General features: G+C 66.7%; 12 protein-coding genes. 6 read left to right on the top strand and 6 right to left on the bottom strand.

Annotated features, from left to right (window positions below; genetic code table 11):
- Window positions 1-13 precede the first annotated feature (13 nt).
- Together ACZK1G_RS21095 and ACZK1G_RS21090 are read right to left on the bottom strand one after the other, a co-directional pair.
- Entirely contained in the window at window positions 14-1,093 is a 1,080-nt protein-coding gene (locus ACZK1G_RS21095; protein ID WP_101766243.1) for an alpha/beta hydrolase family protein, read from the bottom strand.
- A 13-nt stretch (window positions 1,094-1,106) separates the two neighbouring features.
- Complete coding sequence (locus tag ACZK1G_RS21090) at window positions 1,107-1,934, bottom strand: AraC family transcriptional regulator (RefSeq protein ID WP_101766242.1); 828 nt, start codon at window positions 1,932-1,934, stop codon at window positions 1,107-1,109.
- A gap of 190 nt (window positions 1,935-2,124) precedes the next feature.
- Here ACZK1G_RS21090 and ACZK1G_RS21085 point away from each other — a divergent pair, with 190 nt between their 5' ends.
- The 3 genes from ACZK1G_RS21085 (at window position 2,125) to ACZK1G_RS21075 (ending at window position 6,438) form a co-directional block, all read left to right on the top strand.
- Window positions 2,125-2,508, top strand: a complete 384-nt coding sequence (locus ACZK1G_RS21085; protein WP_233490810.1) for a hypothetical protein — start codon at window positions 2,125-2,127, stop codon at window positions 2,506-2,508.
- 226 nt (window positions 2,509-2,734) lie between these two features.
- Entirely contained in the window at window positions 2,735-5,137 is a 2,403-nt protein-coding gene (locus ACZK1G_RS21080) for a TonB-dependent receptor plug domain-containing protein (protein ID WP_101766241.1), read from the top strand.
- Window positions 5,137-6,438 (top strand): aminotransferase class V-fold PLP-dependent enzyme, encoded by a 1,302-nt coding sequence (locus ACZK1G_RS21075; RefSeq protein WP_101766240.1) that lies wholly within the window; start codon window positions 5,137-5,139, stop codon window positions 6,436-6,438. The genes ACZK1G_RS21080 and ACZK1G_RS21075 overlap by 1 nt, the downstream gene beginning before the upstream one ends.
- Before the next feature lie 72 nt (window positions 6,439-6,510).
- Here the strand turns inward: ACZK1G_RS21075 and ACZK1G_RS21070 are convergent, their stop codons facing one another.
- From ACZK1G_RS21070 to ACZK1G_RS21055, 4 genes are read right to left on the bottom strand one after another with little or no spacing between them, the layout of a single operon-like run.
- Complete coding sequence (locus ACZK1G_RS21070; RefSeq protein ID WP_197621965.1) at window positions 6,511-8,025, bottom strand: aminotransferase-like domain-containing protein; 1,515 nt, start codon at window positions 8,023-8,025, stop codon at window positions 6,511-6,513.
- Between the two features lie 9 nt (window positions 8,026-8,034).
- Entirely contained in the window at window positions 8,035-8,634 is a 600-nt protein-coding gene (locus ACZK1G_RS21065; protein WP_101766238.1) for a DUF6436 domain-containing protein, read from the bottom strand.
- On the bottom strand, window positions 8,634-8,912 hold the full coding sequence (locus ACZK1G_RS21060; RefSeq protein WP_235434874.1) for a hypothetical protein: 279 nt from the start codon (window positions 8,910-8,912) through the stop codon (window positions 8,634-8,636). The genes ACZK1G_RS21065 and ACZK1G_RS21060 overlap by 1 nt, the downstream gene beginning before the upstream one ends.
- A gap of 55 nt (window positions 8,913-8,967) precedes the next feature.
- The gene (locus ACZK1G_RS21055) at window positions 8,968-10,383 is read right to left on the bottom strand and encodes an aminotransferase-like domain-containing protein (protein WP_049421130.1); all 1,416 of its coding nucleotides are present in this window, start codon (window positions 10,381-10,383) and stop codon (window positions 8,968-8,970) included.
- Window positions 10,384-10,567: 184 nt separating this feature from the next.
- Here ACZK1G_RS21055 and cyoA point away from each other — a divergent pair, with 184 nt between their 5' ends.
- From cyoA to cyoC, 3 genes are read left to right on the top strand one after another with little or no spacing between them, the layout of a single operon-like run.
- The gene (gene cyoA, locus ACZK1G_RS21050; RefSeq protein ID WP_049444111.1) at window positions 10,568-11,473 is read left to right on the top strand and encodes a ubiquinol oxidase subunit II; all 906 of its coding nucleotides are present in this window, start codon (window positions 10,568-10,570) and stop codon (window positions 11,471-11,473) included.
- A gap of 5 nt (window positions 11,474-11,478) precedes the next feature.
- Window positions 11,479-13,455, top strand: a complete 1,977-nt coding sequence (cyoB, locus tag ACZK1G_RS21045; RefSeq protein WP_014038802.1) for a cytochrome o ubiquinol oxidase subunit I — start codon at window positions 11,479-11,481, stop codon at window positions 13,453-13,455.
- Window positions 13,452-14,087 (top strand): cytochrome o ubiquinol oxidase subunit III, encoded by a 636-nt coding sequence (gene cyoC, locus ACZK1G_RS21040; RefSeq protein WP_080347486.1) that lies wholly within the window; start codon window positions 13,452-13,454, stop codon window positions 14,085-14,087. The genes cyoB and cyoC overlap by 4 nt, the downstream gene beginning before the upstream one ends.
- Window position 14,088: the final 1 nt, after the last annotated feature.

Genomic DNA, 14,088 nt, shown 5'->3' with positions numbered 1-14,088 from the left:
TGCCCGGCGGCCACTACCGCAGTGCTTCGGCGAAGAAGCGCACCGCGACATCCACTGCCTGCGCGTGGGTGCCCGCCTTCGGAACTGAACTGCTGCAGAGCTCGGGCAGCCTCTGCAAACCAACTGCTGTACAGCCCGCCAGGAAGTCGTAGTGACCGACATCCGGCAGACGCTGCAGCGCGGCGCCCGCAATCAGTGCCTGTGCGGCCTCGCCATTGCTCTGTGGTGGCGCAACCGTGTCAGCCTCGCCCAGTACGATCGACACCGGCTGCCTCAGCGAGGACAGCTGTTCCGGCGCGAATGCCTGCACGATTGCTGGCGCCAGCAGGAATACCGCGCGCACGACGGGGATCGCGCGCGATTCATTGGCGTGGGAGATCCATGGCGACAGTTCCGGCGAGCTTGCAGCGGCAATACGAGCCTCCATCGTGTGCGTGACGGCTTCCCGCTGGGGCCGGCAGACGCCGTCATCCGGATGCGCTTGGCAGAAGGCCAGAAGCCGCTGCAGATCGGGGCGTGCACCGGCGGCGAGCAGTGCGGTGTAGCCACCGGCGGAGAACCCGGCCACACCCAGCCGTTCGCGATCGACGTGTGGACCGAGCACGGGATCGGCCTGCACCGCCGCCAGCGCGGCGCGCAGATCATCCGCACGCAACCAGCTCAGCATGCTACCGGGCAGGGTCATCTCCTCCACGCCGTTGTTGCCGGGATGATCGACCGCGATCACCAGGTACCCGGCGTGTGCCAATGCCGTACCCAGCCAACCCATCATGCGCGCGCTGCCGCCGTTGCCGTGGGAGAGCAGCAGCGTTGGCAGGCGTGCACCCGCGACCGGCGCATCCAGTGCCGCGCGGCCGACGTCGAACAGCGGTGCATCGGGCGGACCGATTGTCAGGGCGGTTTCCCTGCTGCCAGCGGGCGCCGGATACCAGACCGTGTAGCGCAGGGCGTCGCGGTGTTGCGCATCGCGCACCACGGCGCTGGCCACCGTGGTGGTGCCGTGGCGTTCGCCTGCTTTCCAAGGCTCGCCAGCGCTGGCGCCCCCCGCGGAGGCCATCAGCATCATTCCCATCACAGTGGCTTTCATGCGCATCCTCAGCTCCTTGTCAGCGTGGGCGTTCGTCCACCGGCAGCCAGATCTCCACGCCGCCGTTGCCGGTGTGCTCGTCGAAGCGGGTGTCGTAGCGTTCCAGGTCTGGTGCATCGGCCAGGCTGAGGCCGGAGCTGGGCAGGTAATGATCCAGCAGCCAGAACCAGGTCGAGCGGATGGTCGAGATATGTCCGCCGTGCCAGGCCACAAGATAGCGACGCGCCGGCACGTCCACTCGTTGCCAGTGCGCCGGCACGGTCGGCAGCGTGCTGGCGGGCAGTGCGGCGATGTAATCAAAGCCGCCATCGTCGTCGCTGTTGCAGCACACACCGAAACTGATCGGTGCCGGCGTCGGCCATTCGCGGTTGAGCTGCGCCCATTGGCCGGGAATCGCACCGCCACTGTCGCGGGTATGCCGCATACCGATGCCCGCCACCTGGAAAGCGGGCGTGTCGAGCAGTCGCGGCGCCTCACCGCAGGCAGCCGGCGCATCCTCCACGCGGATCGCCTGTACCAGCGCCAGTCCATCGGTGCCCTGTTCGCGTACGCGCTCCGGCGTCTGCCCGAACTGTTCGCTGAAGGCGCGGGTGAACGCCGCATGGGTGGTGTAGCCCGCGCCCAGCGCGACCTGCAGGATGTCACCGGCCCCGTTGGCCAACCGCTGCGCAGCAGCGGTCAGGCGCCGTCCCCGCAGATAGCGCACCACCGAGGTGCCGGTGCGGGCCTGGAACAGGCGTGACAGATGGAACGGCGACAGCCCCGCTACGGCGGCGATATCGGCCAGCGCCAATGGCTGGTCCACATGGGTTTCGATGTACCACAACGCCTTGCCTGCCGCGCTCATCCTGCCGTTCCCCGATTCCGATGCCGGGCACAGTAGCGGATCCTCAGGCAGGGCGTTTAGCAGTTCTTGCGCTGCCGGGGCCTTGCGTCTGCCGGCGTACCGGCAACAATGTGCGCTTCATGGATGTGAGGGAGGGCAGGGAGATGCGATCGACGACGTGGGATGCCCGACCAGCGGAGCCAGGCCCATGATGGAACTGGTACTTGTCTACCTGGTGCTGCCCGCGGTGCTGACACTGGCCTTGCTGGTGCTGATGGTGAAGCGCGCGTCGCGCTGGAAGGGCAATCCCTGGCTTTATCGCGCCGGCTTCGCGTTCCTGGCCGGGTTGCTGTCACCCACGTTGCTGATGGGCGGTCACGGTGGGCTTCCCGGCCCGACCATCGGTGGGCTGGTGATGGTGCTGACGCGGTTGGAATGGATCGGTGACCTGCGTGCCAGCTTCATCGGGTTTGGCAGCAAAGACTTCGGGTTCCTGTCCGCTCCCTTCCTGGTGGTGTTCGCCCTCGCGATGTTTGTTCCGCTGCGAACGGCACGGCCGGCCCGCTTCGGTTTCGACGACGACAGCAACGGCTGACGCCGTGTGCGCGGCCGTGAAGGGCCGGGTGTCCGTCGGCACCGCCCATCCACGCACGACGTGGATCTACGGATGGGCTCTGGCAGTGCTCAACCTTGGTTGGCGCATCAAGTTGTCGCACTGACGTCATGGCTCCTTCACAGATCGCGCCGAGACTGCGCGCCTTGTCCAGCCCTGTTGTTTCCGAACAGGTACTGGCCCTGTCGCGTCCTCCCGGAGCCCTGCCGTGCATCGTTCGAAGCTTTCGCGTTCCATCCTCCTTGCCCTTTCCATGGCCAGCGCAGGAGGCGCGATTGCAGCGGAGGCCGATGCGGTCGATGCCATGGCGGGCAGCCGAGCGGCACCCACCCAGCTCGATGCGATGCTGGTCACCGGTACCCGCGCGTCCAACCGCACCCAGTTCGAAACGCTGGCGCCGGTGGACGTGTTCACCAAGGAAGACATCACGTCGGTGGAATCCACCGACCTGAAGGACGTGCTGGCGCAACTGGTGCCGTCGTTCGTGGTGCAGCGCCTGCCGATGGCGGACGGCCAGGTGTTCGTGCGCCCGGCCACGCTGCGTGGCCTGTCGCCGGACCAGACCCTGGTGCTGGTCAACGGTCGTCGCTTCCACCGCAGCGCGCTGCTCGGCAACCGTGGTGCACAGGCCGCTGATCTGGCACAGATTCCCACCAGTGCGATCAAGCGCATCGAGGTGCTGCGTGATGGTGCGTCGGCGCAATACGGCTCGGACGCCATCGCCGGTGTCATCAACATCATCCTCGAGGATGGTCCGGGCACCGAGATCACCGCCGGCTATTCGCAGTACGCACAGGGCGATGGCGCGTCGCGTGATTTCAGCGCACGTACCGGCTGGTCGCTGGGTGACTACGGCAGCCTGGTGCTGTTCGCCGAATCGTCGAATTCCGACGCCACCTCGCGCACCCGCCAGCGCCCGGATGCGATCGCCTTCCAGGCCGCGCATCCGGATCTGGATGTGCCCAATCCGGTACAGCGCTGGGGCCAGCCGGAACTGGAAAGCCGCCGCGTCGGCTTCAATGTGAAGGCCAATGCCAGCGACACGCTGGAGCTGTATGCGCTCGGCCTGTACAGCCACAGCGATGGCGTCAGCGATTTCAACTGGCGCAACCCGGACACCACCACCGGCGCGTATCGCACCACCGCCATCTTCCCGGGCTGGAACCTGCGCTCGCTGTATCCGGTCGGCTTCAGCCCGCAGTACGGCAACGTCCAGAACGACCTGCAACTGGTCGGTGGCCTGCGTGGCGAGATCACCCCGAAGCTGCGCTGGGATGTCAGCGCGTCGTATGGCCGCAACGCCATCGACTACACCCTGAAGAACTCGATCAATGCCTCACTCGGCCCGGCCAGCCCGACCGCGTTCGATCTCGGCCGCCTGACCCAGACCGAGAAGAACGCCAACGCCGACTTCAACTACGAGTGGGATGTGGCCGCGCTGTCCAAGCCAATCAACGTCGCCTTCGGTGGCGAGTTCCGCCAGGAGACCTACCAGGTGCGCGCCGGTGATCCGGCTTCGTACGCGGTGGGCCCGGGCGCGGTGGCAGGGCTGGAAGCCAATTCCAACGGCGCGCCAGGCTTCTCGGCCAGCCAGGCCGGGCAGTGGAGCCAGCGCAGCAAGGCGGCCTATGTGGATATGGAAGTGCCGCTGGGCGAGCGCTGGAGCATCGGTGCGGCCAGCCGCTACGAGGACTTCTCCAGCTTCGGCAGCACCCTGGACGGCAAGCTGTCGGCACGTTTCGCGATCACCCCTGACGTAGCCCTGCGCGGTACGGTGTCCACCGGCTTCCGCGCACCGACCCCGGCGCAGCTCAACACCACCAGCACCACCCAGGGCCTGGATACGCGCACCCTGCAGATCTTCACCAGTGGCCGCCTGTCGCCGAACGACCCGCTGGCGCAGATGCTCGGTGCCAGGCCACTGAAGCCGGAAGAATCGCGTACCGCGTCGCTGGGCCTGACCTGGCGCACCGACCTCGGCCTGTCCGGCTCGGTGGATGTCTACCAGATCAAGCTCACCGACCGCTTCAGCCAGTCGGCCAGCTTTGCCATTCCGGCAGGCACGCCGAATCCGCTGGGCTATACCTCGGTGAACTACTTCACCAACGATTTCGACACCACCACCACCGGCGTGGACGTGGTCGGCAACTACCTGCGCGATCTCGGCGCCGGCCGCATGACGCTGACCCTGGCCTACAACTACAACCGTACGCGGGTGGACAACGGCAGCACCTCGGTGGCCACCAACGAAACCCAGCGCGTGCTGTTCGAAGATCGCCTGCCCGAGCACAAGGGCAGCCTGACCGGCAGCTGGGACATCGGTGCCTGGTCGCTGATGGCGCGCATGCGCTACTACGGCGCCTGGACCGATTCCAGCGGCAATGCAGTGGGCGATATCTACCAGCGTTTCGGTGCGATGAGCTTCCTCGACCTGGCCGTCGGCTATCGCATCAACGAACACCACAGCCTGCGCGTGGGCGCGGACAACGTGTTCGACCGCTATCCGGACGAAGCCACCTTCCAGGCCAGTCGCGGCCTGGTCTACTCGCGCAACGCGCCGTACGACACCGACGGTGCCAACCTGTACGCACAATACTGGCTGAGCTTCTGATGGACCGCAACCGCCGCTCCCTGCTGCGCGCCGGTGCACTGCTGCCGGCCGCAGCTGCACTGTCTTCACTGCCCGCCATGGCCGCCACGCGTTACGCTGCGCCCATGCAGATTCCCGCAACGACCGTAGCGCCGGACGTGCTGGCCCGCGATGAAGGCTACTGGACCGCCGTCGCCAGCCACTTCGACATCACCGACGAAGTGAACCATCTGGAGAACGGCTACTGGGGGGCGATGGGCCGCGAAACGCTGGCCAGCTACCAGCGGCACACCGCCGAGGTGAACCGTGGCAACGCGTGGTATGGCCGTCGCGAGTTTCCGGCGCAGTACATGGCGGTGCAGCGGCAGGTGGCCGAGTTGCTGGGCGTGGGCGCCGACGAGATCGCACTGACCCGTGGCGCCACCGAGGCGATGCTGGCGCTGATCGGTGGCTACAACCGCCTGCAGCCCGGCGACCAGGTGCTCTACGCCGACATCGACTACGACAGCATGATCGGCGCGATGCGCTGGCTGCAGCAGCGTCGCGGCGTGCAGGTCGAGCGCATCGCGCTGCCGGCCGTGCCCGACCACGCGCAGATCCTGCAGGCCTACGAGGCCGCATTCGCGCGGTTGCCGCGCCTGAAACTGGTGCTGCTGACCCAGGTCAGCCATCGCCATGGGCTGGTGCTGCCGGTGGCGGAGATCGCCGAGCGTGCGCGCGCACGCGGTATCGATGTGATTGTCGATGCGGCACATGGTTTCGGCCAGATCGACTATGCGGTGCCGGACCTGAAAGCCGACTTCGTCGGCATCAACCTGCACAAGTGGATCGGTGCGCCGGTCGGCGTCGGCGCGATGTACGTGCGCAAGGGCCGTGTGGTGGATCTGGACCCGTACATGGGCGAGACCGACGACGGCCGGGTGGGCAGCCGGGTGCACACCGGCACGGTCAACTTCGCTGCCTATCTGGCACTGCCGGAAGCGATTGCCCTGCATCAGCGCATTGGTGTAGCCAACAAGCAGGCGCGCCTGCGCTACCTGCGCGAGCGCTGGACCGTGCCGGCGCGGCAGATGGCACATATCGAAGTGCTGTCCTCGCCGGACCCGGCGCTGGCCAGTGCGCTGGCCAGCTTCCGCCTGCGCGGGCGCGCCAGCGTGGCTGACAACCTCGCGCTGCAGAAGCGCCTGCTGGATGAGCATCGCGTGTTCACCACCCATCGCGATGGCTTGGACTCCGGCGCCTGCGTGCGGGTGACGCCGTCGGTGTTCACCCGGCCGGAGCAGATGGATGCCCTCGTGCAGGCGCTCGTGGCATTGACCTGACCTCCGCCGGTACGGTGGGTGCCGACCGTTGGTCGGCACATTCCATCCACGCATGGCGTGGATGTTCCCCACCTACCGCTCGATCGCCGGCAACGCATCCGACAACAACAACCGATCAATCCGCCGCAGCGCACTTTCCAGCTGCCGGCGATCCGCCGCCAGCCCCAGCGACAACCGCACGCCGTTCTGATGCTGCACCCCCGGTGGGCAGAACGCCGATGACGGTGCGATCGCCAGCCCCTGCAGCTGTGCGGTACGCACCAGCGTGGCATCGGTCCACGGCGCCGGTACCCGGCACCAGGCATGCAGGCCCTCGGCACGCTGCAGCAGCGACGGCGCCAGCAGATACCGCGCCATGCGCATGCGCTCGCGTGCCTCGGTGCGCACCTGCGCCAGCAGTGACTGTGCCGAACCATCCAGCAGCAGCTGGCTTGCCAGCGCCGCCACCAGCGGATGCCCCATCAACCGGGTGGCGCGCAGGGCCGACACCATCGCCTCGGCATGCGCGGCGCTTGGGCAGCGCACGAAGGCGGTGCGCAGGCCGGGGCTGATCACCTTCGACAACGTCGCCACATGGAACACATGACGCGGTGCCAGTGTTGCCAGTGGTATCGGCGCGTTCTCGGCAAGGTGCCAGTACGGATCGTCTTCGATCGCCAACAGGCCTTCGCTCTCCAGTACACGCGCCAGCGCTTCGCGTCGCTGCAACGACAACGTCAGCGCGGTCGGGTTCTGGCAGGTGGGGTTGAGATAGACCAGCCGCGCGCCACTCCCGCGCGCCTGCCGCACCAGCGCCTCGGGGCACATGCCGTGTTCGTCGCCGTCCACCGGCACCAGCCGCCGTCCAAGCGCCCCCGCGGCCTGCAGCAGCCCTGGGTAGACCAGCGTGTCGCACAGGATCGCGTCGCCATCGCGGCCCTGGCTGAGCAGGATCGCGGCCAGCGCCACCTGCGCACCCTCGGTCAGCAGCAGGCAGGCATCGTCCACCGCGCCCAACATCGGCTGCAACCAGCGTGCCGCTGCGTGGCGATCGGTCGGATTGCCGCCGCCCAGGTGATAGGTCATCAGGTTCGGCGCGTTGCTGCGCGCAAGCACGGCGGCCGCACCACGCCGCAGCGTCTCGGCCAGCGCATCGGCATCGGGCACCGGCGGCACGTTCATGCTCAGGTCCACCACCTGGTCGAAGCCGGCCTTGGGCGGTGCGATGAAACTGCCCTGCGGACCGCGTGCCTCGATCAGGCCGCGCTTGCGTGCTTCATCGAAGGCCCGCGTTACCGTGGTCAGGTCGACGCCGAGCTGCTGTGCCAACGCGCGCTGCGAGGGCAGGCGTTGCCCTGGTGCAAGACCACCGCGGCGCACCGTGCGTTCCAGCGAATTGACGATGCGCAGGTAGATCGGCCCGCTGTGCGCGAGCACGTCCTGCACCCATTCGCGGGCTGCGACATCAGGTCGCGGCATGTACGGAGCATGTCGGGGCGTATCGTTGCTTCCAACGGCGGGAGCCTGTCCATAACCATCGGTCGGTTCGGACAGGTGACCGCCGTTGTTGTTTGCGGCGGCCACGCCGGCCAGCATCAGTGATGTCATTGCGCGTCCTCAGCGCTTGGCCTGCCAGGGGCAGTAGCAGCCCACGGCAAGCAGTCCTTTCGGGCGCACGGTTTCGCCGCGCACCAGTTTGTCCAGCAGTGGTTCGACGAAGCTGTTGGCTGAGTTGCAGACCATGCCGATGCTGTAAGGGCCGGCGTAGGCGAGGTGGCCCTGGCGATCCCAGATCGCGACAGCGGGGCTGGCCGGAATGTGCTCGATGCCGTCGATGGTGGGCAGGTTGATCACCTTGTCGCGCAGCGGCTCGGGCAGCTCGCCCTGGGTACCGGGGCGGCGGATGGCATAGAAGTCGATGCCGGCGCGGCGGTACATGCTGATCAGGTAGCTCAGGTGCGCACCGGTTTCGCGGTTGCACACGCCACAGGCCGGGTCCCAGAAATGCACCACGCGGATGCGGCCGGTGTCACCGGCCAGATCGGCCGGCAGGCGCAGCTGCGAGTCGTCGAAGACGATGGCCTGTTCGGTGAAGGTGGACTGCGCGCTGTAGCCGAAGTACTGCCACAGCGCGGCCGCGACGCCGGCCATGAACAGGCAGGCGAGGGCGATCATCGTTGGCAGCAGCCAGCGGCGACGCGGCGCGGCCGCGCCCATCAGGAATCTTCCCGGCCGAACTTGTGCACGTACTGCTTGCGCATCTCGCGGCAGGAATCGGCCTGCGCGCGGCGCTGGATCTCGCTACGCGACGGATCCTCGCTGCGCTGCACGCACTGTTCGATGGCGTGGCGCTCGGCGGCCTGCACATCCACGGTCTGCGGCTGCAGGCAGACCCAGGCCAGCGCAGCCAGCATCAGCACCACAAAGCCGCCACAGCCGGCCATCACCAGGTGGAACTTCAGTTTCTCGGCGCGCATCGGGGCACGTCCCTTCATCCATACATTGCATACAAAATATCATCTTGTATGGATGAAGTGCCATGCACCCGGTTCAGACGATGGCGTTGTGCCGTGCCTCGGGGGCCTCGGACAGGATCTCGTTCAGCTTGGCCAGCGCCCCGGCCAGCGCGCCCTGGTCGACCGCGCCGCCCAGCGACAGGCGGATCGCGTTGCCCGGCGGTGGCTCTTCCACGCTGAAGGCATCCGAGCTGGCAATGCCCAGCCCCTGCTCCTGTGCGGCCTGGATCAACCGGTACTGGTCGAGCCGCGGCGGCAGTGGCAGCCACACGTGCAGGCCGGCCGGATGCGCCTGGGCACGGGCCGGCAGGTAACGGGCGGCAATGGCCTGGCGCTCGCGCAACTCCTGCTGGAAGCGCTGCACCATGTCCTGGGCCTGGCCGCTGCGGATCCACTGCGAGGCCACCGCCACCATCGACTGGGTCGGCATCAGCGCGATCGCGCGCAGCGCGTCCAGCACCGGTTCCATCGGCTCGCCGGCCGGCACCACCAGGTAGGCGGTGCGCAGGCCCGGCGCCAGGCACTTGGACAGGGTGGAGATGTAATAGACCGGGCAGCCCGCATCGCGGTGTGCGGCCAGCGGCGGTGCGGCGTCCCCGGCCAGCAACCAGTAGGGATCGTCTTCGATCACGGTCAGATCGTGGCGCTTCGCGACCGCCAGCAGCGCCTGCCGGCGCTGTGCCGACATCGTCGCCGTGGTCGGGTTCTGGATGGTCGGCACCAGGTACAGCAGGCGCGGGCGACGCAGCTGGCAGGCCTCTTCCAGCGCTTCAGGCAGCATGCCTTCGGCGTCCATCGCCACCGGCACCACGCCCCGCTGCAGCACGCGCGCGGCGGCCAGCAGGCCCGGGTAGGTCAGCTGCTCGGCGGCGATCAGCTCGCCCGGCTGGGTGCGGGCCAGGATCAGCGCGCACAGCGCGGTCTGCGCGCCGGGGCAGATCACCACCTGGTCGGCGCCGACCGTGCCCAGCATCGGCGCCAGCCACTGCACGGCGGCGGCGCGGTCCTCGCGGGTGCCGGCACCGACGTGGTAGCTCATCAGTTCGCCCTGGCCCAGCTGCTGGCCCACGTGCTGGAAACCGGCCTCCATGCCCTGTGCGAACGGCGCGCTGCCCAGCAGCGGCGGGATGTTCATGCTCAGGTCGACCGAGGTGCTGCGGTTGCCGGCCGACAGCGCGATGAAGGTACCGCCGGCGCCCTGCGCGTCGAGCAGGCCGGCCTGGCGCAGCTCGGCGAAGGCGCGGGTGACCGTGGTCAGGTCCACGCCCACCTGCTGGGCCAGGTCGCGCTGCGGCGGCAGGCGGTCACCCGGGCGCAGCACCCCATCGTCCACTGCCTCGCGGACCTGCTGGGCAATCTGCAGGTACAGCGGGCCGGCGCCCTCGCGGAAGGGGCGAACCCAGGTGCGATTGGGGTGTTTCAGGCGGCGGCCGGCGGCAGGTGGCGTCATCGGTCAGTTTTTTCCATACGTGCAGATGCACAAGTCCATACAATGATGTATCTTGTATGGGCTTGATTGGAGTGGCTCGCCCCTCTTGTAGGCGACCTCGTACCCACAGTGTAGCCGCTCCACGCCCGGGCGCTGCGCGCAGGCGAGCCGGTCAAGCGCGCTTCTTCAACAGGGTTGACCTCCAATGAATATCTGCTGGAACCGCATCCGCCTGGCGCTGGTCGCCCTGGCCTGCGTCGGCCTGTCGGGCTGTGACTGGGTGCTGCTGGATTCGAAGGGCATGGTCGGGCTCGCCCAGCGCGACCTGATCCTGATCTGCATCGGCGTGATGCTGATCGTGGTGATACCGGCCATCGTGCTGACCTTCGTGTTCGCTTGGCGCTTCCGTGCCGGCAACACCAAAGCGAAATACACGCCGGACTGGTCGCACTCCACCAAGGTGGAGATCGTGGTCTGGGGCGTGCCGCTGCTGATCATTGCCGGTCTGGCGGTGATCGTGTGGAAGTCGACCCACGAGCTGGACCCGTACAAGCCGCTGGACGTGGCCGGTGAACCGCTACACGTGGACGTGATCGCCACCGACTGGAAGTGGGTGTTCGTGTATCCGGACCTGGGCATCGCCACGGTCAACCAGCTCAACTTCCCGGCCAACCGCCCGCTGGCATTCAACATCACCTCCAACTCGACGATGAATACCTTCTTCATCCCGCAGCTGGGTGGGCAGATCTACGCGATGGCCGGCATGCGCACGCAGCTGCACCTGATCGCCAACGAGCCCGGCCAGTTCCGTGGCATGTCCGGCAACTACAGCGGGCATGGCTTCTCGAACATGAAGTTCATCGCCACCGCTAGCAGCAACGAAGAGTTCGAGCGCTGGGTGGCCGAGGTGCGCAGCGCGCCGCAGGCACTGGATTTCAACCAGTTCAAGGCGCTGGCCGCACCGTCGAAGAACGCACCGGTGCAGCACTTCTCCAGCGTCGAACCGCTGCTGTTCAAGAAGGTCATCGACCAGTTCATCGGCGTTGGTGAGAACACCGCTGCTGCTACCCCGGCGGGTGCTGCCGGTGGTGCCCAGGTTTCCCAGGAGTAACGAACATGTTGGGTAAATTGACGTGGGAGGCCGTGCCGCTGCACGAGCCGATCGTCGTGGTCACACTGGCGGCCATGGTGCTGGGTGGCCTCGCGCTGCTCGGCGCGGTGACGTACTTCAAGCTGTGGGGCCCGTTGTGGCGTGACTGGTTCACCACCGTGGACCACAAGAAGATCGGCATCATGTACGTGGTGGTGGCGCTGGTCATGCTGGTGCGTGGCTTCGCCGATGCGCTGATGATGCGCGCGCAGCTGGCCGCGGCCGGGCCGGGCAGTGATGGCTTCCTGCCACCGGAGCACTACGACCAGATCTTCACCGCGCACGGCGTGATCATGATCTTCTTCGTGGCCACTCCGTTCGTGGTCGGCCTGATGAACATCATCGTGCCGCTGCAGATCGGCGCACGCGACATGGCGTTCCCGTTCCTCAACGCCTTCAGCTTCTGGATCTTCGTGGTCGGCGCCGCGCTGATGATGATCTCGCTCGGCGTTGGCGAGTTCGCCATGACCGGCTGGGTGGCCTATCCGCCGCTGTCGGGCATCGAGTTCAGTCCAGGAGTCGGTGTCGATTACTACATCTGGGCGTTGCAGGCTTCGGGCATCGGCACATTGCTGACCGGCGTCAACCTGTTCATCACCATCCTGCGCATGCGTGCGCCGGGCATGACGCTGATGAAGATGCCGGTGTTCACCTGGACCGTGCTGGTCACCAGCGTGATCATCATCGCCGCCTTCCCGATCCTGACCGTGGCGCTGGGTGCGCTCACCCTGGACCGCTACCTGGACTTCAACTTCTACACCAACACGTTGGGTGGCAACCCGATGATGTACGTGAACCTGGTGTGGGCCTGGGGCCATCCGGAGGTGTACATCCTGGTGCTGCCGGCGTTCGGCATCTTCTCCGAAGTGACCGCCACGTTCGCGCGCAAGAAGCTGTTCGGCTACAAGTCGATGGTGGGCGCCACGCTGGCGATCGGCATCCTGTCGTTCATCGTCTGGCTGCACCACTTCTTCACCATGGGTTCCGGTGCCAGCGTCAATGCCTTCTTCGGCATCATGACGATGATCATCGCCATTCCCACCGGCGTGAAGATCTTCACCTGGCTGTTCACCATGTACGGTGGCCGCGTCGAGTTCAGCGTGCCGATGCTGTGGACCATCGCCTTCCTGGTCACCTTCACCATCGGTGGCATGACCGGCGTGCTGCTGGCCATCCCGGGCGCGGACTTCCTGCTGCACAACAGCCTGTTCCTGGTCGCGCACTTCCACAACACCATCATCGGCGGCGCACTATTCGGCTACCTGGCCGGCTTCGCCTACTGGTTCCCGAAGGTGTTCGGCTTCACCCTCAACGAGCGCCTTGGCAAGTGGTCGTTCGCCTGCTGGGTGATCGGCTTCTACCTGGCCTTCATGCCGCTGTACATGCTCGGCTTCATGGGCATGACCCGCCGCATGAACCAGTACGACAACCCGGCGTGGACGCCGTACCTGATCGCCGCCTTCATCGGTGCACTGTTCGTGTTCGCCGGCATCATCCTGATGCTGGTGCAGATCTACGTGAGCGTGCGCGACCGCAAGCGCAACCTGGACCTGACCGGCGACCCGTGGAATGCACGCACGCTGGAATGGGCCACGCCGTCGCCGCCGCCGTTCTACAACTTCGCCGTGGTGCCCAAGGCCGATGAGCTGGATGCCTTCCACGAAGCGAAGAAGCGTGGCCTGCCGCCGCCGCCGAAGAAGTACGCACCGATCCACATGCCGAAGAACACCGGCGTGCCGCTGATCCTCAACATCTGGATCCTGGTGCTGTGCTTCGCCCTGGTCTGGCACATCTGGTGGATGGCCGCGGCCAGCTTCATCGCGATGATCGTCACCCTGATCGTGCGGTCCTACGACGAGGACGTGGACTACTACGTCAGTTCCGAAGAGGTGGCGCGCACCGAAGCGGCCAGCCTGGCCAAGTTGAAGGAGGTACGCGCATGAACCTGTTGACCCGCCCGGAGCTGGCCAGCGACACGCAGGCGCAAGAGGACCACCACGAACACGACCATGGCCACGAACAGGGCGGCATGAAGGTGTTCGGCATGTGGGTCTACCTCATGTCCGACCTGGTGCTGTTCGGTTCGCTGTTCGCCTCGTACGCGGTGCTCAGCACCGCCTACGCCGGCGGCCCCACCGGCAAGGAGCTGTTCTCGCTGCCGTTCGTGATGGCCGAGACCTTCCTGCTGCTGGTCTCCAGCATCACCTACGGCCAGGCCGTGCTGGCGATGCATCGCCACGACACCTCGGCAGTGCTGCGCTGGCTGGGCGTGACCTTCGTGCTCGGTGCCTCGTTCATCGGCATGGAGATCTACGAGTTCTCGCACCTGATCCACGAAGGCGCGGGCCCGAGCACCAGCGCCTACCTGTCGGCGTTCTTCGCGCTGGTCGCCACCCACGGCCTGCACGTGGCCAGCGGCCTGATCTGGATGGCGGTGGTCATGCATCAGGTCTACCGCCGTGGCCTGACCCCGACCAACATCACCCGCGTGTCGTGCCTGAGCCTGTTCTGGCACTTCCTGGACCTGGTGTGGATCTGCGTCTTCACCTTCGTCTACCTGATCGGAGCCTTCTGAC

This window comes from Stenotrophomonas sp. 109824_Sma (genome assembly GCF_056480025.1).
Note: the sequence above shows the minus strand (reverse complement) of the source record. Positions and strands in the feature narration are given on the sequence as shown.